Origin of the sequence: Paenibacillus dendritiformis (assembly GCF_945605565.1) — a bacterium.
GTDB lineage: Bacteria > Bacillota > Bacilli > Paenibacillales > Paenibacillaceae > Paenibacillus_B > Paenibacillus_B dendritiformis_A.
In genome coordinates, this window is sequence record NZ_OX216966.1 from 2,246,701 (window position 1) to 2,266,813 (window position 20,113).

14 protein-coding genes are annotated in these 20,113 nt (G+C 54.4%); 13 read left to right on the plus strand and 1 reads right to left on the minus strand.

Annotation, left to right across the window (positions count from 1 at the left end):
- Positions 1–64: 64 nt before the first annotated feature.
- A complete protein-coding gene (locus NNL35_RS09750; protein WP_006678815.1) occupies positions 65–319 on the minus strand; it encodes a DUF2573 family protein in 255 nt (84 codons plus the stop codon).
- A gap of 345 nt (positions 320–664) precedes the next feature.
- Here NNL35_RS09750 and NNL35_RS09755 point away from each other — a divergent pair, with 345 nt between their 5' ends.
- The 13 genes from NNL35_RS09755 to NNL35_RS09815 all read left to right on the plus strand — a co-directional run bounded on the left by NNL35_RS09755 (position 665) and on the right by NNL35_RS09815 (position 20,105).
- Positions 665–1,948, plus strand: a complete 1,284-nt coding sequence (locus tag NNL35_RS09755) for a DEAD/DEAH box helicase (protein ID WP_006678816.1) — start codon at positions 665–667, stop codon at positions 1,946–1,948.
- Between the two features lie 183 nt (positions 1,949–2,131).
- Positions 2,132–3,622, plus strand: a complete 1,491-nt coding sequence (locus NNL35_RS09760; protein ID WP_006678817.1) for an ABC transporter substrate-binding protein — start codon at positions 2,132–2,134, stop codon at positions 3,620–3,622.
- 82 nt (positions 3,623–3,704) lie between these two features.
- A complete protein-coding gene (locus NNL35_RS09765) occupies positions 3,705–5,198 on the plus strand; it encodes an extracellular solute-binding protein (protein ID WP_006678818.1) in 1,494 nt (497 codons plus the stop codon).
- Between the two features lie 80 nt (positions 5,199–5,278).
- Positions 5,279–6,772, plus strand: a complete 1,494-nt coding sequence (locus tag NNL35_RS09770) for an ABC transporter substrate-binding protein (protein ID WP_006678819.1) — start codon at positions 5,279–5,281, stop codon at positions 6,770–6,772.
- Between the two features lie 150 nt (positions 6,773–6,922).
- Positions 6,923–8,332, plus strand: a complete 1,410-nt coding sequence (locus NNL35_RS09775) for an ABC transporter substrate-binding protein (RefSeq protein WP_006678820.1) — start codon at positions 6,923–6,925, stop codon at positions 8,330–8,332.
- A gap of 236 nt (positions 8,333–8,568) precedes the next feature.
- Entirely contained in the window at positions 8,569–9,969 is a 1,401-nt protein-coding gene (locus NNL35_RS09780; protein ID WP_006678821.1) for an ABC transporter substrate-binding protein, read from the plus strand.
- Between the two features lie 207 nt (positions 9,970–10,176).
- Complete coding sequence (locus tag NNL35_RS09785; RefSeq protein WP_254553319.1) at positions 10,177–11,625, plus strand: ABC transporter substrate-binding protein; 1,449 nt, start codon at positions 10,177–10,179, stop codon at positions 11,623–11,625.
- Positions 11,626–11,832: 207 nt separating this feature from the next.
- Positions 11,833–13,236, plus strand: a complete 1,404-nt coding sequence (locus NNL35_RS09790; protein WP_040733516.1) for an ABC transporter substrate-binding protein — start codon at positions 11,833–11,835, stop codon at positions 13,234–13,236.
- 186 nt (positions 13,237–13,422) lie between these two features.
- The gene (locus tag NNL35_RS09795) at positions 13,423–14,829 is read left to right on the plus strand and encodes an ABC transporter substrate-binding protein (protein ID WP_040733520.1); all 1,407 of its coding nucleotides are present in this window, start codon (positions 13,423–13,425) and stop codon (positions 14,827–14,829) included.
- A gap of 149 nt (positions 14,830–14,978) precedes the next feature.
- Entirely contained in the window at positions 14,979–16,385 is a 1,407-nt protein-coding gene (locus tag NNL35_RS09800) for an ABC transporter substrate-binding protein (RefSeq protein WP_006678825.1), read from the plus strand.
- Between the two features lie 45 nt (positions 16,386–16,430).
- Entirely contained in the window at positions 16,431–17,894 is a 1,464-nt protein-coding gene (locus tag NNL35_RS09805; protein WP_006678826.1) for an ABC transporter substrate-binding protein, read from the plus strand.
- 187 nt (positions 17,895–18,081) lie between these two features.
- Complete coding sequence (locus NNL35_RS09810; RefSeq protein ID WP_006678827.1) at positions 18,082–18,867, plus strand: ABC transporter ATP-binding protein; 786 nt, start codon at positions 18,082–18,084, stop codon at positions 18,865–18,867.
- A complete protein-coding gene (locus tag NNL35_RS09815; protein WP_006678828.1) occupies positions 18,855–20,105 on the plus strand; it encodes an ABC transporter permease in 1,251 nt (416 codons plus the stop codon). Before NNL35_RS09810 ends, NNL35_RS09815 begins: the two co-directional genes overlap by 13 nt.
- Positions 20,106–20,113 lie beyond the last annotated feature (8 nt).

The window sequence follows — 20,113 nt, forward strand, 5'->3', positions numbered from 1 at the left end:
TACTATGCCGCAACCGAATGCGGTATCGCGGGAGCGGACTTGCCGCGGCAGCCGGCACATAGCGTCAGGAACTGGAGCCGCCCTGACGATGCGCCTCGTTCATTTGCTTAATCTCCTCGAAGAGCGCCCGTATTTCCGCCTTTCCTTCCGGATGGGCATCGTTCCAATGCCGAGTCAGGTTCGGCATCGTCTTATGCATCTGATTATACAGGGCCCACCGCTTCACCTTGTCGACGGTGGCCGGATCGGAATGTCCCGTCAGCAGCTCGGCATATTTTTCAACTAACCGTTCGAATGCGGGTTGCGCAGCTTCACTCATAGTAGGTCCTCCTTTTTCTTGTTACGCTCATGATCAATGCCTCACCATTACGTTCCGCGTTTTGCGGCCGCTTCGATTGCTTCGATATTTCCACTTTATATTCCAGCATGTCACGAAATATGGACGATGATGCATCACGATGGCTTGGGCCAACTTCGGGAGCTGCCCTGTTTTTGCGCAGAATCTGCATATATGGTTAATTGTACCACATTTCACCGCCAAGACGGGCCGGTCAAGGACGAAAAGTTTGGTGACCGCGCTTCTTTTCGTTATAATAGAGCCATGGATGCCGAAGTTGAGCTAGATATACATACATGAACGGATGTCATGTCATAGAGAGGAACGATGCAGTTGAGCACCACGTTTGCTTCCTTGTCGATTACCGAGGAATTGTTAGCCAAGCTTCAAGCGAAAGACATTACCGCTCCGTCGCCCGTACAGGCGGAAGCGATTCCGGCAGCGCTGGAGGGCCGTGATATTCTGGCCCAGTCGCAGACCGGAACGGGCAAGACACTGGCTTACCTCTTGCCGGTATTGATGAAAATAGACGCCTCGTATCGAGGCACGCAGGCGGTTGTGATTGCCCCGACGCAGGAGCTGGCTATGCAGATCGTGCGCGAGGCGGAGTACTACGGCGAGGGAAGCGGCATTCACGTTGCTGCGCTCATTGGCGGAGCCGCGCTGAACCGCCAGGTGGAGCGGCTGCGCGACAAGCCGCAGCTGGTTGTCGGCACGCCCGGCCGAATCCGGGAACTGATTGAAATGCGCAAGCTGAAGATGCATGAGGTCCGCATGATCGTCGTGGATGAAGTCGATCATTTGCTGCAGAAGGGCGGAGCCCACGATACGGATATGGCGATACGCAGCGCTCTGCGCGATCGGCAGCTTCTCTTCTTCTCGGCGACTCTCCCTCAGGAGGTTCGGGAACTGGCCGGCCGCTTCATGCAGACGCCTGCGGAGATCGGAATCGAGCCGGACAAGCGGATGGCGGACACGATCCAGCATTTATATGTGGCCGTTGAACGCGACAAGATCGATATGGTCCGCCGTCTCATTCGGCTGTGGAACCCGAAGCGGGCGATCGCGTTCGTCAATGACACGAACCGCATCGGGGAATGGGAGGCGAAGCTGGCCTATGTTGGCCTGTCGGTTGCTTCCCTGTACGGCGATGCGCCGAAGCAGGAGCGGGCAGCTGTGCTGCGGCGCTTCCGCGAAGGCCAGGTCCAGGTGCTCCTGGCGACCGATGTCGCGGCCCGAGGATTGGATATCCCGGATCTGCCGCTCGTCATTAGCATTGAGCCGGCGCTGGATGCGGAGCATTATATCCATCGCGCCGGCCGGACCGGCCGGATGGGCCGCCGAGGCCTGTCCGTCAATCTGATTACGCCGCAAGAGCGGTTCATTATGCGCAAGTTCGAACGCGAGCTTGGAATTACGATCGCCGAGCGCGTGTTCTACGAAGGGCGCCTGCATGACCCGAACGGGAACCGGGGCAGCAAGCCGAACCGCAAGCCGCCCGGCACGCGCGATTCCGCAGTCTCCGCTAAGAAGGCGGAGTCCAAGTCGGAGCGCCACCGGGAGCGGAAGGACAAAGGCGCGCCGAAGTGGCTCAAGGACAAACGAACGTAATGATGAGGAAAAGGCCGAGCACCGCTGAATGGACATCATTCGGCGGTGCTTTTGCATTTGCAAGGAATTGGAAACTAGTCTAGCAAAAACATAACAAAAACATAAAGTTTCCTGTATATGGTTGAACCCGGCTATGTCAACCGATATACTGGATTTGGAATGGGAAAAGGAGGAGAACGGACTGTGGTAAGGAAATGGAAGATTGCTCTGCTATTGACTCTGGTCGTTGCCATGCTCAGCGGCTGCTTCGGCGAGAAGCCGGTGCTTGAGGAGCTGGGGAAGGACGGCAAGGGGAAAATTAAAGTTGTCTATTATAGCGAAGAAGGCTTTTACTCGGAGTATGGCAATAGTTTTAATGTGAAATATCCGGATATTGAATTTGAAGTGATCGATCAGCAAGAAATGTACCGGGAATTGCAGAATAATGAAGATGCCGATTATCGGGAAGAAACGCGGAAGTTCCTGGACAAGCATAAGCCGGACGTATTGATGGTTGATTTGTCCACGATGGAGAAGATGGCCCAGGAAGGCAAGCTCTATAATCTGGACGCCGTTATCGCTCAGGAGCAATTCGATTTGGACGGATTTATGCCGGGCCTCATCGATATGATTCGAGCCAAGGGAGGCGGTTCGCTCTACGGACTGGCCCCTAATTTCTTCACGAGTGTGATCTACTATAATGCCGGGTTGTTCCGGGAGCATAATATCGAACCGCCGCGCAATAAAATGACTTGGCAGGAGCTGATCGATCTGTCGAGCCGCTTCTCGGGCATCGGATCGGGCGAGAATCAAATTTATGGCTATTACGAACGATATGGCACTGTGGACCAACTGCTGAATAAAATAGCGCAAGCCTCCTCGCTGCGCCTGTTCGACGCCAAAGGGGAAAAGCTCGTCTTCAATACGGATGGGTGGAAGCAAGCGATGAAGCTGGCTTCAGACGCGATCCGGAACAAGTCGATCTATACCCAACCAATGGATGAAGGCAATGAACGTGTATTTATGGGCGACGACGATCTCTTTTTCAAAGGCAAGGCAGCGATGATTATCGATGGACCTTGGATGGTATCCCAATTCAAGAATCGCATGATGTGGGATAAAGAAGCAAAGGAAATCGACTGGGGCATGGTGACCGCGCCTGTCGATCCGGCGAATCCGGATGAATCATCGTATTCGAGTCTGAACGAAGTATTCGCTATCGCGGCGGATTCCCCGAACAAGCGGGCGGCGTGGGAGTTCGTCAAATTCGTGAACGGGACGGAAATGGCCAAGGCGGCCTCCCGCTCTTCGCGGGGATATCTGCCGACACGGAACCAGTTCATGAAGGAAATTGAGGGCAAAAGCACGGAGCCGTTCTATTTGCTGCGGCCGAAGGCGGACTACGAGTCGATGTGGGGCGGAGCAAATGTGAAAATGCCGCGAGAATTCTACGAAGACTTCACTAAGATTCTGGCCAAAGAAATGAAAGCCGTGGTCGACAACAAGAAGTCGGTGGAGGAAGCCGCTGCCGCCATACAGGCGGAAGGCGAGGCAGCGCTGCAAAAGGGCAGAGAAGCGGAAAAAGCGCGCAAAGCGGCCCAAAAGGGCGCAGAAGGCGACAGCGGAAAAGCCGCGGAGGATAACAAAACCGAGGATTCAGGCAGTGCGGAGGCAACTACATCCGAAGGGAATTGACTAGCATAGAGTGCAAGACATGAGTTATGGCCGCTGACACAAGTTGGCGGCCTTTTCATTTTGTAAAGGAGGAGAATCTATTTTGCTTAAAAAATGGAAAATTGCTTTGCTTCTTACTACGGTCGTTGCCATGCTTGGCGGCTGCTTCGGCGAGAAGCCCGTGCTTGACGAGCTGGGGAAGGACGGCAAGGGGAAAATCAAAGTTGTCTATTATGATGAAGATAGCTTTTATCGGCAATACGGCAATCTTTTCAATGTGAAATATCCGGATATTGAATTCGAAATCGTGAATCAACAAGAGATGTACCGGGACCTGCAGGGCAAAGAAGATGTCGATTATGAAGAAGAGCGAATGAAGTTTCTGGACAAGCATAAGCCGGACGTGTTGATGATCGATTTGGAAATGATGGAGAAGCTGGTCCAAGAAGGCAAGCTGTATAATCTGGATTCCGTCATCGCCCAGGAAAAATTCGATTTGGAAGGGTACATGCCGGGACTCGTCGACATGATTCGTGAAGGTGGCGGCGGTTCGCTGTACGGACTGGCTCCGTATTTCTATACGAGTGTTATTTATTATAATGCCGAGCTGTTCCGGGAGCATAACATCGAACCGCCTCGCAATAAAATGACCTGGCAGGAGGTGCTCGACCTGTCGATCCGCTTCGCCGGCGTCGGCTCGGGCGAAAATCAAGTCTATGGCTACTATCAGCGCTTTGGAGGAGATCCTCAGGAACTGCTTTTAGATGTGGCGAACACTTCCTCGCTGCGGTTTTTCGACGCCAAAGGGGAGAAGCTCGTATTTAATACGGACGGGTGGAAGCAGATGGTGAAGCTGATAACGGACTCGATCCGGAACAAGGGGGTATATACCCAACCGAGGGATGAGGGGAACGCTCGAACATTTTCGTCAGATGACGATCTCTTCTTCAAAGGCAGGGCGGCGATGATCATGGAGGGCCCATGGTTCATATCCCAAATCAAGAACCGTGCCATGTGGGATAAAGATTCCAAGAACATCGACTGGGGTATGGTATCCGCGCCTGTCGATCCGGCATCTCCTGACGAGTCTTCTTACGCCGGTCTGAGCGAAATCTATGCCATCGCGGCGGATTCCCCGAACAAGCGGGCGGCGTGGGAGTTCGTCAAGTTCGTGAACGGGCCCGAGATGGCGAAGGCAGCCTCCCGTTCGATGGACGGCAACCTTCCGACAAGGAACCAATTCATGAAGGAAATCGACGGCAAAAGTACAGAGGCCTTCTACTCGCTGCGGCCGAAGGCGAAGTACGATTCGATATGGGGCGGACCGGATGTGGAGGTGCCGTCCGAATTCTATAGGGACTTCCGACCGATCCTAGACAAGGAACTGAAAGCCGTGATAGACAACAAGAAGACGGTGGATGAAGCCGTCGCCGCGATCCAGGCAGAAGGGGAAGTTGCCCTGCAGAAGGGCCGGGAAGCGGACAAAGCGCGCAAAGAGGCTGAACAGAAAGCGAAAGGCGAGAGCGGCAAAGCAGAAGAAGAGAACAAAACAGAAGGCTCTGGCAGCGCGGAGGCTGGAACAGCAGAAGGAGATTGACCAGCATAGAATTCAAGACATGACATTGGCCGCTGACACAAGTTGGCGGTCGTTTCGTTTATAGAGGAGGAGAATCTATTTTGGTTAAAAAATGGAAAATTGCTTTGCTTCTTACTACGGTCGTTGCCATGCTCAGCGGCTGCTTCGGCGAGAAGCCCGTATTGGACGAGCTGGGAAAGGATGGCAAGGGGACAATTAAAGTTGTCTATTATGATGAGGATAACTTTTATCGGCAATACGGCAATTATTTCAATGTGAAATATCCGGATATTGAATTCGAGATCGTAAGTATGCAGGAAATGTACCGGGATCTGCAAGACAAAGAAAATGTCGATTATGAAGAAGAGCGGTTGAAGTTTCTGGAGAAGCACAAGCCGGATGTACTGATGGTTGATTTGTCGATAATGGAGAAGCTGGCCAAGGAAGGGAAGCTGTATAATCTGGATTCGATCATTACTCAGGAAAAATTCGATTTAGAAGGGTATATGCCGGGCCTTGTCGACATGATTCGGGAACATGGCGGCGGTTCGCTGTACGGACTGGCTCCGTATTTCTATACGAGTGCCATTTATTATAATGCCGAGCTGTTCCGGGAGCATAACATCGAACCGCCGCGCAATAAAATGACCTGGCAGGAGGTGCTTGATCTATCGAGCCGATTCGCAAGTGTCGGCTCAGGCGAGAATCAAGTCTATGGCTACTATCAGCGCTATGGAGGAGGACCTCAAGATCTCTTTTTGGATGTTGCACACGGATCCTCGATGCGGTTTTTCGACGCCAAAGGGGAGAAGCTCGTCTTCAATACGGACGGTTGGAAGCAGTTGGTGAGGCTCACAACGGACGCGATCCGGAACAAGGGAGTATACACGCAACCGAGGGAGGAGGGGAACGCTCGAACATTTTCGTCAGATGACGATCTCTTCTTCAAAGGCAGGGCGGCGATGATCATGGGGGACTCATGGTTCATCTCTCAAATCAAGAACCGTATCATGTGGGATAAAGAGGCCAAGCCAATCGACTGGGAAATGGTATCCGTACCTGTCGATCCGGCTTCTCCTGACGAGTCTTCGTACGCGAGTCTGCACGAAGTCTATGCCATCGCGGCGGATTCGCCGAACAAGCGGGCGGCGTGGGAGTTCGTCAAATTCGTGAACGGGCCGGAAATGGCCAAGGCAGCCTCCCGTTCGATGGAGGGCAACCTTCCGACGAGGAACCAATTCATGAAGGAAATCGACGGTAAAAGCACGGAGGCATTCTACTCGCTGCGGCCGAAGGCGAAGTACGATTCGATATGGGGCGGACCGGATGTGGAGGTGCCGTCCGAATTCTATAGGGACTTCCGAACGCTCCTGGATAAGGAACTGAAGGCTGTAATAGACAACAAAAAGACGGTCGATGAAGCCGCCGCCGCCATCCAGGCGGAGGGCGAAGCAGCCCTGCAGAAGGGCCGGGAAGCGGATAAAGCGCGCAAAGAGGCTGAACAGAAAGCGAAAGGCGAGAGCGGCAAAGCAGCGGAAGATAACGAAACAGAAGGCTCAGGCAGTGCGGAGGCAGGCGCATCCGAAGGGGAGTGACCTGCGTACGCGAACTCAGGGATTTATGGCCGCTGACATAAGTTGGCGGTCTTTTTTTACAAAGGTTAGAATATGTCTACTTTTTCATATAGGAATTGCCGATATTACTCTTTTACTACTCTTTGTATAGGAAGAAGGAGGAGAACGCAATTGGGAGGAAAATCGAAGCTTGCTCTGCTTCTGACTACAGTCGTTGCCCTGCTTAGTGGCTGCTTCGGCGAGAAGCCCGTGCTGGATGAGCTGGGTAAAGACGGCAAGGGGAAGATCAAAGTTGTTTATTACAATGAAGAAAGCTTCTATTCGCAATACGGCAATTATTTTAACGTGAAATACCCGGATATCGAATTTGAAGTCGTAAATTTACAAGAAATGAACCGGGAGCTGCAAGACAAAGAAAATGTCGATTATGAAGCTGAGCGGTTGAAGTTTCTGGACAAGCATAAGCCGGATGTGCTGATGGTTGATTTGCCTATGATGGAGAAGCTGGTCCAGGAAGGCGAGCTGTATAATCTGGATGCCGTCATCGCTCAGGAAAAATTTGATGTGGAAGGGTTTATGCCCGGCCTTATCGACATGATTCGGGAAAGGGGCGGCGGTTCGCTGTACGGGCTGGCTCCTATTTTTTATACCAATGTCATTTACTATAACGCCGAGCTGTTCCGGGAGCATCATATCGAACTGCCGCGCAATAAAATGAGCTGGCAGGAGGTGCTCGAGCTGTCGGGCCGCTTCGCTGGCATCGGCTCAGGCGAGGATCAGCTCTATGGATACTACCAGCGATTCGGAGCGTCTGAGCAGATGGTGTTCGATATGGCGAACGCTTCGTCGCTGCGATTGTTCGATGCCAAGGGGGAGAAGCTGGTCTTCCATACGGATGGCTGGAAGCAGGCGGTGAAACTGGCAACGGAATCGATCCGGAACAAGGCGGTCTACACCCGATCGATGGATGAGGGGGACTCCCCCCAGGAATTTTCGTCGGATGACGATCTCTTTTTCAAAGGCAGGGCGGCTATGATCATGGATGGCCCATGGTTCCTGTCCCAATTGAAGAACCGTGCCATGTGGGATAAAGATTCAAAGAAAATTGACTGGGGCATGGTGACAGTGCCCGTCGATCCGGCTTCTCCAGATGAGTCTTGGTACGTGCGACTGAACCAAGTGTATGCCATCGCGGCGGATTCCCCGAACAAGCGGGCGGCGTGGGAGTTCGTCAAATTCGTGAACGGGCCGGAGATGGCCAAGGCAGCCTCCCGATCGATAGACGGCCATCTGCCGACACGGAACCAGTTCATGAAGGAAATTGACGGCAAAAGCACAGAGGCATTCTATTCGCTGCGTCCGAAGGGGCAGAACGAATCGATGTGGGGCGGACCGAATGCGGATGTCCCGCAGCAATTTTACTCGGAGTTCAGAACGATCCTGAGGCAGGAACTGAAAGCCGTTATCGACAACAAAAAGACGGTAGATGAAGCTGTCGCCGCGGTGCAGGCGGAAGGCGAAGCAGCCCTGCAGAAGGGCCGGGAAGCGGATAAAGCGCGCGAAGCAGCCGAAAGGAATTGAGAAGGCACAGCCTAAACGAACGGAGCCGATATTCAGGGCCGCTGACTTATGTCAGCGGCCTGTTCCGTTGGAACGGGCATCCTTGCAGCGATATCTCTCAATGTCACATCTAAGGCTAACGGTTCGTTATACCAGGATAGAGAGCGTTGATGGCATGAGACCAACAACAAAGCATCCGCGCACGGCCGCGAAATCTAGAAAGAGAGGCGAAGATTTTGAGAAGGAAGTGGAGGTATATGACGCTGCTGGTGATTACCGCTGCCATGCTCAGCGGCTGCTTCGGAGAGAAGCCGGTGCTGGAAGAACTGGGGGCAGACGGCGCCGGGACGCTGAAAGTAGTCTATGCCGATGAGAAAAGCTTCTACTCCAGATACGGAAATGCTTTTCAAGTCAAATATCCGGGCATTGAAATCGAAGTGGTGAGCTGGGGCGAGATGCACCGTGAACTGAGAGACAAGGATGATGCCGATATGAAGGCGGAACGGCTGGAGTTTCTCCGCAAGCATAATCCCGATGTGGTCATCGTGAGTCTGGATGAAATGGGGGAGATGGCGCAGGAAGGCAAGCTGTATAATTTGGATGCCGTCATTGCGCAGGAAAAATTCGATCTGGAAGGGTATATGCCGGGTCTTATCGATATGATTCGGGGCAAAGGAAGCGGTTCTTTATATGGATTGGCCCCTGAATTCAGCACGAGCGCCATCTATTACAACGCTGATCTGTTCCGGGAGCATCATATCGATCCGCCGCGCCATCAGATGACCTGGGAAGAGCTGTTGGAGCTGTCAAGCCGGTTCAAGGGCCTCGGTTCGCGCGAGAACCAGATTGCCGGCTACTACGAACGGCATGGGAAGCCGGATCAACTGCTGCTGAGGATGGCGGACGCTTATGCGCTGCGCCTGTTCGACGCGAAGGGAGAGAAGCTCATGTTCGAGACCGATGGCTGGAAGCGGGCGATGAAGCTGGCGGCCGATTCGATCCGCAATCAATCGGCCTATATGCAGCCGCCGATCGAAGACGAGCAGGGCAACCTGTTATGGGGCTCCGATTCTCTCTTTTTTCAAGGCAAGGCGGCAATGATCATGGAGGAGACATGGTTCATGTCCGACCTCAAACATCGCCCTGCGTGGGATAAGGAAGCGAAGTCCTTCGATTGGGGCATCGTCACGGCCCCTGTCGATCCGGCCTCGCCCGACTCGTCTCCGTACGTAAGGCTGCACCAAGTATTCGCCATTGCGGCAGATTCTCCGAACAAGCGGGCGGCATGGGAGCTCGTCAAATTCGTGAACGGGCCAGACAGGGCCAAGGCCAACTCCCGCAAGACAAAGGAAACTTTGCCGACAAGAATCCATTTGGTAGAGGAAATCGAAGGCAAAAGTCTGGAAGCCTTCTATTTGCTGCGGCCGCGGGCACAGTCCAAATCCATCTGGGACAACTTCTTCAACATCGGGATTCCCCATGAGTTCTTCTGGGAATTCAGAACGATATTGTCGCGGGAGATGGAGGCTGTGATCGGCAAGATGAAGACAGTGGAGGAAGCCGCCGCTGCGGTGCAGGCGGAAGGAGACGCCGTTCTTCGCAAGATTAGGGAAGAGGAGAAGGCGCGCCGTCTCACGACAGAGGACAGCAGTCAATAGGATAGAACACTTGAACGACCGTCGGCCGGATAAGCCGGCGGTCTATTTTTCGGCAGGCAAGGACATTCCTACAGGGCGCAGGAACATGTGGAGATTCTTAATATTCTTAACATTCTCTGATCGATTCGCTTAACTTTTCCTTTATCTGGTTGAAGGGTCAGGGAACGGCCGCTATACTTGGTCTGGAATAAAAGGGAGGAGAGCGGATTGAGACAGAAATGGAAGGCGGCCATTTTGCTCCTTGCGGTGATTTCTATGCTGGGGGGCTGCTTCGCCGAGAAGCCGGTGCTCGAAGAGCTTGGACCGGAGGGCAAGGGGAAAATCAAAGTGCTCTATTATGACGAGGACAGTTTCTTTAAGGAATTTGGCAACCAATTTAATTTGAGCTACCCCAATATTGAGTTGGAGGTGGTAAGCACCGTTCCAATCGGCCGGGAAATGCAGGTGAACGGCACCACCTACGAGGAAGAATATATAAAATTTATCGAGAAGAACAAGCCGGATGTTCTGATTGTGAGCAGACGAGACCTGTTCGATAAGCTGGCGGAGGAGGGCAAGCTGTACAATTTGGAGGCGATTATCGAACAGGAGAAGTTCGATCTTGACGGCTATTTGCCCGGGTTCGTCGATTTGCTGCGGGAACGCGGGAGCGGCTCGCTCTACGGCCTGGCGCCGTACTTTTGGACCTCGGTCATTTTCTATAATGCCGATCTGTTCCGGGAGCATCACATTGAACTGCCGCGCAACAGGATGAGCTGGAAGGAGCTGATCGAACTGGCGAGCCGGTTTGGGGAAGGCGGTTCCGAAGACGATCCGATCTATGGTTTGGTGAATCAAGACGGACGAGCCGACAGCATTTTTTTTGGTGTGGCCGAGAGCATGTCGTTGCGGCTGTTTGATGCGAAAGGGGAAAAAATCGCGTTTAATACGGACGCCTGGAAGGAAGCGATGGAGCTGACGGCCAATGCGATACGCGACCAAGCGGTTTTTTCGACGCTGTTGGATCCGGGCTTCCGCTATGGTGAGGTTGAAGTTGTACAGAGCCAGAATTTTTTCAAAGGCAAGGTCGCGATGGTGCTCGGAACGCCCTGGTTCATGCATGAGCTTAGGGACTATCCGAACTATGATAAAGAAGCAAAGCCAATCGATTGGGGCATCGTGACCGCGCCTGTCGATCCGGGGAATCCGGATGAATCACAATATGTGTCTCTTCACGAAGAATTCGCTATCCTGGCCGATTCCCCGAACAAGCGGGCCGCTTGGGAATTCGTAAAGTATGTGAACGGTCCGGAGAGGGCGAAGGCCGATTCCCGTTCCTTGCGGGACTTGCGGGACGAGCTCCCGACAAGAGGGGATCACGTCAGAGATCTGGACGGCATAAGCCTGGAGCCTTTCTTTATGCTGAGACCGAAGGCATCGAGCGGAACGGTATGGGGCGGACCGAACGGGAAGATCCCTCCAGGCTTCTACTGGAACTTCGCGAACCTGATTAAGCAGGAATTGAGAGACATGATCGAGAACAATAAACCGGCCGAAGCCGCCGTTGTCAAGATCGACGAAGAAGGCAACGCAATCCTGAAGCAAGAGCGGGAGAGAGAGAAGGCGGAGGCAGAGGAGATGCGGAGGAAGGCGCTAGAGAATGCCGCGAAGAAGTAAGAGATGGAGAAGCTTGATCGGAGGCCGCTGACTTAAGTCGGCGGTCTTTTTTTCGGCAGATAAGGACCCTTAAGAGAGCGAAAAGGAGTGGAGATTCTTAATAATCTTAACATTCACGTTGTGATTCGCTTAAGATTTCCTTTATCTGGTTGAATGGTCTGGGAGCGGCCGATATACTTGCTCTGGAATGAAAGGGAGGAGAAGGAATTGAGACAGAAATGGAAGGCAGCCATTCTGCTGCTAACGGTAATCTCTTTGCTGGGAGGCTGTTTTGCCGAGAAGCCGGTGCTCGAAGAGCTGGAACCGGAGCGCAAGGTGAAAATTAAAGTCATGTACCACAACGATGAAAGCTTTTATAGGGATTATGGCAATGGCTTTGATGCGATCTTTAATGAGAAATATCCCAACCTTGAGTTCGAATTCATCAGCCTCATTGAAATGTACCCGGATATCGAGAAGAATGGGACGAGCTTTGAGGAAGAGTATCTCAAGTTGATTGAGAAGAACAAACCGGATATCCTGTTTTTCACCAAAACCGACCTGTTCGAGAAGATGGCGCAGGAAGGCAAGCTGTACAATCTGGACCCGATCATCGCACAGGAGAAATTCGATGTTGACAGTTACATGCCCGGACTTATCGATATGATGCGGCATTATGGGGACGGCTCGCTATACGGCTTGGCTCCGTCCTTTTATACGAACAACCTCTACTATAACGCCGAGCTGTTCCGGGAATATCAGATTGATCCGCCGCGCAATCAGATGAGCTGGAAAGAGGTGCTGGAGTTATCGCAACGCTTCGCCGGCTTGGGCTCCAAGGATAAGCCCATTTATGGGCTGACGGAGGATTTCGGCCGGGTGGAAGAGCTTCTGTTCGGGATAGCGGCGACCTCGTCGCTGCGCGCGCTCGACCCGAAGGGAGAGAAGCTGGCATTTAACACGGAGGGCTGGAAGGAAGCGATGGAGCTGGTGGCCGATGCGGTTCGCAGCAGAGCGGTATTTGCGTCTCAAGAAGACGTGAGATATTTGCAGACTGAGCCGCTTCTCAGGGGTGAAGTCGCGATGGTGCTCGGGTCAGGCATGTTCCTGAATCAAATGTTGGAAGGTCCGATGCAGGATGATGGGAAGAAGATGGAGTGGAACATGGTCACGGTTCCCGTCGATCCGGCATCACCGGACGAATCGCCATTCGTGGAATTGAACGGCATCTATGCAATTGCGGCTGATTCCGCGAACAAGCGGGCGGCGTGGGAATTCATGAAGTACGTGAACAGCCCGGAAATGGCGAAGGCCCTATCCCGCTCTCCGCATGCTGGCCTGCAGACAAGATCCGGCTTCACCAAAGAAGTCGCGGGCAAAAGCACGGAAAGCTTCTACCTGCTGCGGCCGAAGGCCGGGGGCGGTTCAATCTGGGGAGGCTCGAACGTGAACCGGCCGGATGAGTTCAGATTTGGCTTCCCGAGTCTGGTGGAAAAGCAATTGTACGAAATGATCGAGAACGGGAAGTCTGCCGAAGCGGCGGCGGCTGCCATCGAGAGCGAGGGCAACGCGCTCCTCGAGCAGGCGCGGGCGGCGCAGAAGGCGAAGAAGGCGAATGCCGGCACGAAGTAGCATACAGAAGCGCGGAGAGCCCGATTCCAATGGAAGTCGGCCATTGGATAAGGCTTCTCATTGAACTCAGAGTCTGCGGCCGTCGACGCAAGTTGGCGGCCGTTCCTTGTATTGCGTCACGAAGAGCGTCATTCCAAAGGGGAGCGGCCGATATATTTGCTCTGGAATGAAAGGGAGGAGAAGGAATTGAGACAGAAATGGAAAGCAGCCATTCTGCTGCTGATTGTGATTACTTTGCTCGGGGGCTGCTTTGCCGAGAAGCCGGCGCTTGAAGAGCTGGGGGCGGATGGTGAAGGTAAAATTAAAGTGCTCTATTATGATGAGGGCTACTTTTATAGGGAATATGGAAACACCTTCAATGCGAAGTATCCCAATATTGAATTCGAAGTCATTACCACCCTCTCCATCCAAAAGGATATGAAAGAAAACGGAACGACCTATGAGGAAGAGTATCTCAAATTGGTGGAGAAACATAAGCCGGATGTCATTATGGTCGGTTCGGCCAGCTTCGAGAAGCTGGCGCGGGAGGGCAAGCTGTACAATCTGGATCCGGTGATTGAGCAGGACAGCTTCGATCTTGACGGATATTTGCCCGGGCTCATCGATATGCTTCGGGAGCCCGGTGGCGGTTCATTATACGGCTTGGCTCCGAACTTCAATACCTCGGTTGTCTACTATAACGCCGATCTGTTCCGGGAGCATCATATTGACCCGCCGCGCAATCAGATGAGCTGGACAGAATTGCTCGAATTGTCGAGCCGCTTCGCTGGCCTCGGTTCCGGGGACGATCGGATTTATGGTCTCTCGGATGAATACGGCTTTGCCGACGACTTGCTTTTTACGTTGGCAAGGAGCTCATCGTTACGAGTGCTGGACGCGAAGGGGGAGAAGATCAACTTCAATACGGAGAGCTGGAAGGAGGCGTTGGAGGTGACAGCCAACGCAATTCTCGGCCACACGGTCTATACGGTTCCTCTGAAGCCGATCGGTGAAGGCACGATCCTTCATTCGCAGACAGAGCAGTTTTTCCAAGGCAAACTGGCGATGATGATCGGATCGTCCTCGCTCATCGGCGATCTCCGCAATCGATCGAAGGATAAAAACGGAACAGAAGTCAATTGGAGCTTCGTTACGGCGCCCGTCGATCCGGCTGCCCCGGAGGAATCCGGTTTCGCGTACGTGTACGATATTTATGCGATCGCGGCCGATTCTCCGAACACGCGGGCTACCTGGGAATTCGTGAAATATATGAACGGTCCGGAAATGGCGAAGGCCAAGTCCCGTTCCTTCCGGGGCGACCTGCCGACAAGGGTGGACTACATGAAAGAGGTGGACGGCAAAAGCATGGAGCCTTTCTATATGCTGCGGCCTAAGGCATTGAGCGCGCACTTATGGCGGGGGCTCGACCGTGAATTCATGTCCGGCTTCCGTACGAAATTTTCGAATCTGGTCCTCAAGGAATTGAAGGAGATGGTCGAGAACGGGAAGTCCGCGGAGGAAGCTGCGGCCGCGATCGAGATCGAGGGCAACGCGCTCCTCAAGCAGGCGCGGGAAGCGGTCAAGGCGGAGAAGGAGAAGGCCGGGAAGAAGTAGGCGCGATCCAGGACGGAGCGGAAGGCTTCCCGTTTTCTTAATAGTTCTTAACATCCCCTATCGATTTGATTAAGATTCCCTTTATTTGGTTGAATGATGCGGGAACTGCCGATATACTTGCTTCTTGTAACGAAAAGGAGGAGAACGGAATGAAAAAGAAATGGAAGGTTTCCATACTGCTGCTTGCTGTCATTTCTTTGCTGGGAGGCTGCTTCGGCGGGAAGCCCGCGCTTGAAGAGCTGGACTCCGAGGGCAAGGGGAAAATTAAAGTGCTCTATTATGACGAGGGCAGCTTTTATAGCGATTACGGGAACAACTTCAATGTGAAGTATCCCAATATTGAGTTCGAGGTCATCAGCACGGGGACAATCTATCAGGATATGCAGGAAAACGGGACGAGCTATGAGGAGGAATATCTCAAATTTATCGAGAAGCACAAGCCGGATGTCATTATGACGAGTTCGGACAGCTTCGAGAAGCTGGTGGAGGAAGGGAAGCTGTACAATCTGGACACGGTAATCGAGCAGGAGAAATTCGATCTGGACGGTTTTATGCCCGGATCCGTCGATATGCTTCGGGAACGCGGCGGCGGCTCGCTATACGGCTTGGCTCCGTACTTTCATGCCTCGGTCATCTACTATAATCCCGATATGTTCCGAGAACATCATATTGACCCGCCGCGCAATCAGATGAGCTGGAAAGAATTGCTCGAATTGTCGAGCCGCTTCGCGGGCCTCGGTTCCGGGGACGATCAGATTTATGGTTTGGCTGATGAGTTCGGCCAAGCCGACGGCATGCTTTTTAATGTGGCACTCAGTTCGTCGCTCCGGGTGTTCGACGCGAAGGGAGAGAAGATCACCTTCAACACGGACGGCTGGAAGGAAGCGATGGAACTGACAGCCAAGGCGATTCGCGACAAGGGGATCTATACGGCTTCTCTGGAGCCGGAAAAAGAAAATACGATGTATTATTTGCAGACCGAGCAGTTCTTCAAAGGCAAAGTCGCGATGATACTCGGATCGAGCTGGCTCATGAGCAATCTTCGGAATCAGGCGGTGTATGCCAGCGACAGTGAAGAGATCAATTGGGATTTTGTGACGGCGCCCGTCGATCCGGCTGCGCCGGAGGAGTCCGCCTTTACCATGTTGAGTTCCATCTATGCGATCGCGGCCGATTCCCCGAACAAGCGGGCGGCTTGGGAGTTCGTGAAGTTCGTGAACGGTCCGGAAATGGCGAAGGCCGCTTCCCGTTCCTTCCGGGGCGAACTGCCGACTAGGGCGGACGCGATGACAGAAGTGGACGGCAAAAGCATGGAACCCTTCTATATGCTGCGGCCGAAGGCATCGAGCGGTTCCTTATGGGGGGGGACGAGCGTCAATATCCCGGACGGATTCCGCATGACCTTCTCGAACATTATCATTAAGGAATTGAAGGCGATGGTCGAGAACGGAAAGAGCGCGGAGGAGGCCGTGGCCGTGATCGAGACAGAGGGGAATGCAGCCCTCCAGCAGGCGCGGGAGGCGGCCAAAGCGAAGGAGCAGGCCGGGAAGAAATAAGCTGCCGCTTAGCAAAGGGCGAATGACAGAAGGAGAGAAGGCGGAGTGACAGACAAATGGAGGTCCGTCCTGCTGCTAGCGGTGATTGCTATGCTGGGCGGGTGCATGGGCAAGGCTCCCGTACTGGAGGAGCTAGGGGAAGACGGCGCGGGGAAGCTGAAGGTCATGTCTTACAGCGAAGCGTTATTTTATGAAGAATACGGCAATTCGTTTCATATGAAGTATCCCAATATTCAGTTCGAAGTCGCGAGCATCCAGGAGATCTATAAGGATATGGATGAGCTGTCTCTCAGCTATCAGGATGCGTTCATGAGGTTCGTCGAAAAAAACAAGCCGGATGTCATTATGTGCGAATACGGCCAATTCGAGCAGTTGATTCAGGAGGATAAGCTGTATAATTTGGATACGATTATCGCCGAGGAGACATTCGATCTCGATGGGTACTTGCCCGGGGTCATCGATGTGCTTCGGGAGTCCGGCGGCGGATCGGTATACGGGCTCGCCCCGACGCTGGATACCGCAGCGGTCTTCTATAACGCCGAGCTGTTCCGGGCGCATCATATCGAGCTTCCGCGGAATAAGATGACCTGGCAAGAGCTGTTCGAACTGTCGGAGCGCTTCGCGGCGCTCGATTCCGGAGAGGAGAGCTTGTATGGCTTGTCCGAGCAGCACGCCTCGCCCGTCATGTTGTTCTATGAGATCGCGGAGACATCGTCGCTGCGTCTCGTCGATGCGAAGGGAGAAAAGGTTATCTTCAACACGGAGGGGTGGAAGGAAGTGCTGGAGATGGTGAGCGGGGCCATCCGGAGCCACGCTCTGCATGCCCCGTCTCCGAAGCCGGACTCGGATACATCCGTTTCTATGCTCACGGATTCACCGTTCTTTCGCGGCAAAGCCGCGATGGTCATCGGCAACTTCTTCTTCTTCACGGATCTGCGCAACCGGCCGCAATATGATAAGGACGCGCAAAAAATCGATTGGGGCGTCGTGACCGTCCCCGTCGATCCGCAATTCCCGGATGTATCGCCTCATATTCGTCCGGCCGCCATCTTCGCGATTTCTGCCGATTCCCCGAACAAGCGGGCGGCCTGGGAATTCGTGAAGCATGTCAACGACCCGGAAAAGGCGAAGAAGGAATCGCGGACGCTGGGCAAGGGACTTCCGGCAAGAAGCGAGTTCTTCACCGAAGTCGACGGAAAGAACGTCGAGGCATTATATATGCTGAAGCCAAAAGGAAAATGGGGGCTCTGGGGGGAATCGGCCCGGAACATCCCAAGTTCGTTCCTTCCTTCCATGCACGACCTGCTGGAGCGAGAAATTATGGCGGTAGCCGACGGCAAGAAAACGGTCGAAGAAGCGGCCGCCTCTATCGAAAGCGAAGGCAACGAGGCGCTCAAGCAAGCGCGGAAGGCGGCGGAGATGAAGCGGGAGGCCGCGAAGCAGAAGAGCGGCCAAGACGCAGGCTCGGCGCCGCAAGAGGACCAGGAAGGGGCGGCCGAAGGCGTGTAAGGAGCCAGGCAGCGGGATGTCGTGGCATCCCCGCGCTAAAGAGCGTGTCCCGAGCCGAAGCTCCTGGCTAAAGAATCGTGCCCCGAGCCGAAGCTGCAGACGAAGCTTCTGTCAGCGCCCGGATGATCCCCGTTCCATTCGCATCCCCTCTCCGTGTTCGGTATAATAGGCGGTGAGGTGACGATATATGGAATCTTTATTACATATTGAAAGGTTGACCGGCGGCTACAGTGTCGGCAGACCCGTTCTCCACGATATTAACTTCACGGTCGAAGCCGGCCAGATGATCGGATTGATCGGGCTGAACGGCGCCGGGAAGAGCACGACGATGAAGCATATTCTCGGGCTGCTTGAGCCGCAGTCCGGCAAGGTAACGCTGCAGGGACGTACGCTGGCGGAAGCGCCGGAGCAGTACCGGGCGGCATTGGCGTACGTTCCCGAGACCCCGCTGCTGTATGACGCCTTGACCGTGCGTGAGCATCTGGTCTGGACGGCCACCGCTTATGGGGTGGACAAGGCCCGATTCGAGCAGCGGGTGGCCGAGCTCGCGCAGTTGTTCCAGATGGAGCCGCATCTGGATAAGGCGGCTCAGCATCTATCCAAGGGCATGAAGCAGAAGACGATGCTGATGTGCGCATTTGCGGTTCGCCCTCCGCTCTATATCATTGACGAGCCGTTCCTTGGCCTTGATCCGCTAGGCATCCGTTCGCTGCTTCAATATATGAAGAGCGTCAAGGAAGAAGGGGCGGCGCTGCTCGTCAGCTCGCATATTTTGTCCACGATCGAGCAATATTGCGACGGCTTCGTCCTCCTGCACCAAGGAAGAGTGCTGGGCGCGGGCAGCCAGGAGGAGCTGCGGAAGCAGTGGAGCGGCCACTCCGGCCGGCCTGCCGAAGAACGGCTGGAGGATCTCTTCTATACGTGGGTGACCGACGTGCAGCAGGGGGGCGGTGATCGTCCATGGAACGGATAACCCGGGAAGCGGACGGAACCGCGACGTTCGACGCCGGCCGGTTATGGAGGGAGCGCCGGCAACGGTTCTGGAGGCAAGTGCTCCCTTATTTAGGCTATGTTGCACAGAGCGGCCTGGCCATTGTGCTCGTTTTAGGATTTATAACCGGGACGGCTTTTTACGCCAACTTTTTAGATCAAATCCCGTCCGACTTCCCGGTCCGCGAGCTGGTGCTGCTTCTGGTCGCGCCGGCGACGGCTTACATGACCTACCGCACGTTCCTGGAGCCGCCGGATCTGGTCTTCCTGCTGCGGGTGGAAGGGAGGTTGGCCGATTACATGAAGCGGAGCATCCGCTACAGTCTCATCCCGAGAATGCTGCTGCCGCTGGCGGTATGGACCGTGCTATGGCCGTTATATCACCGGGCGGACCCGCAGCCGAAGCATTATGGTCTGATGCTGGCCGTCATCATCCTGCTAAAGTGCGTCGCTGCCGTCGGCAGTTGGAGCGAACGGCAGATGAGCGACCCGTCCATCCGCGGAACGAGCCGATGGCTGCGCTATGCTTGGGTCTGGGGAGCGACGGCGAGCTGGCTGTGGCTGAGTGTTCCGGCGGCAGCGCTGATTACGGGAGCTGCAGGACTAGGCTACATCGGCTGGACGGTTACCCGGAGCAGGCTCCGTTTTCCATGGGAGCGCCACATCGAGACGGAGCGGGTTCATGCGAGCCGGGTATTTCTGCTCCTCTCGAACTTCGTCGACATCGCCGTCACGGAAGAGCGCCGGTATATGAGGCCTTGGCTGAAGCGGTTCGGCGACCGCCATGCCTACCGTCCTCAAGCGGCTTACCGCTATTTGCTGGCGAAGACATTCGCCCGCAGCGAACTGCTGGGCATTCTGGTGCGGCTCACCGTCATCGGCCTGCTCGCCTTATTGTGGGTCCGGGATTCCGTCTGGAGCGCAGCGGCCTACGGGCTGATCCTGCTCGTTATCGGAGCCCAGCTCCATACTTTGTTCACGTATCACCGGCATGACGTCATGCGAAGCATTTACCCGCTGCCGCCTCACGCCCGCCATGAGGCCGCGCTGCGAATGAGCACTGCCATCCATCTAAGCTGCGCCGTCATCCTGCTGATCCCGCTCTTGCTGGGCGCGACGGCTTGGAGCTTCAAGGGAGCCGCCGCGGCGGGCGGATTCGCGCTTGTGCTCTTGTTCCGGCTCAAGCGCGCCAAGCGGCGGGCAGATGATGATGAAGCCTAGAGACAGCA

Bases quoted from the DNA above. Each gene is read 5' to 3' on its own strand.
- NNL35_RS09750 (WP_006678815.1), bottom strand. From the start codon at position 319: ATGAGTGAAGCTGCGCAACCCGCATTCGAACGGTTAGTTGAAAAATAT.
- NNL35_RS09755 (WP_006678816.1), top strand. From the start codon at position 665: ATGCAGTTGAGCACCACGTTTGCTTCCTTGTCGATTACCGAGGAATTG.
- NNL35_RS09780 (WP_006678821.1), top strand. From the start codon at position 8,569: ATGACGCTGCTGGTGATTACCGCTGCCATGCTCAGCGGCTGCTTCGGA.
- NNL35_RS09800 (WP_006678825.1), top strand. From the start codon at position 14,979: ATGAAAAAGAAATGGAAGGTTTCCATACTGCTGCTTGCTGTCATTTCT.
- NNL35_RS09810 (WP_006678827.1), top strand. From the start codon at position 18,082: ATGGAATCTTTATTACATATTGAAAGGTTGACCGGCGGCTACAGTGTC.
- NNL35_RS09815 (WP_006678828.1), top strand. From the start codon at position 18,855: ATGGAACGGATAACCCGGGAAGCGGACGGAACCGCGACGTTCGACGCC.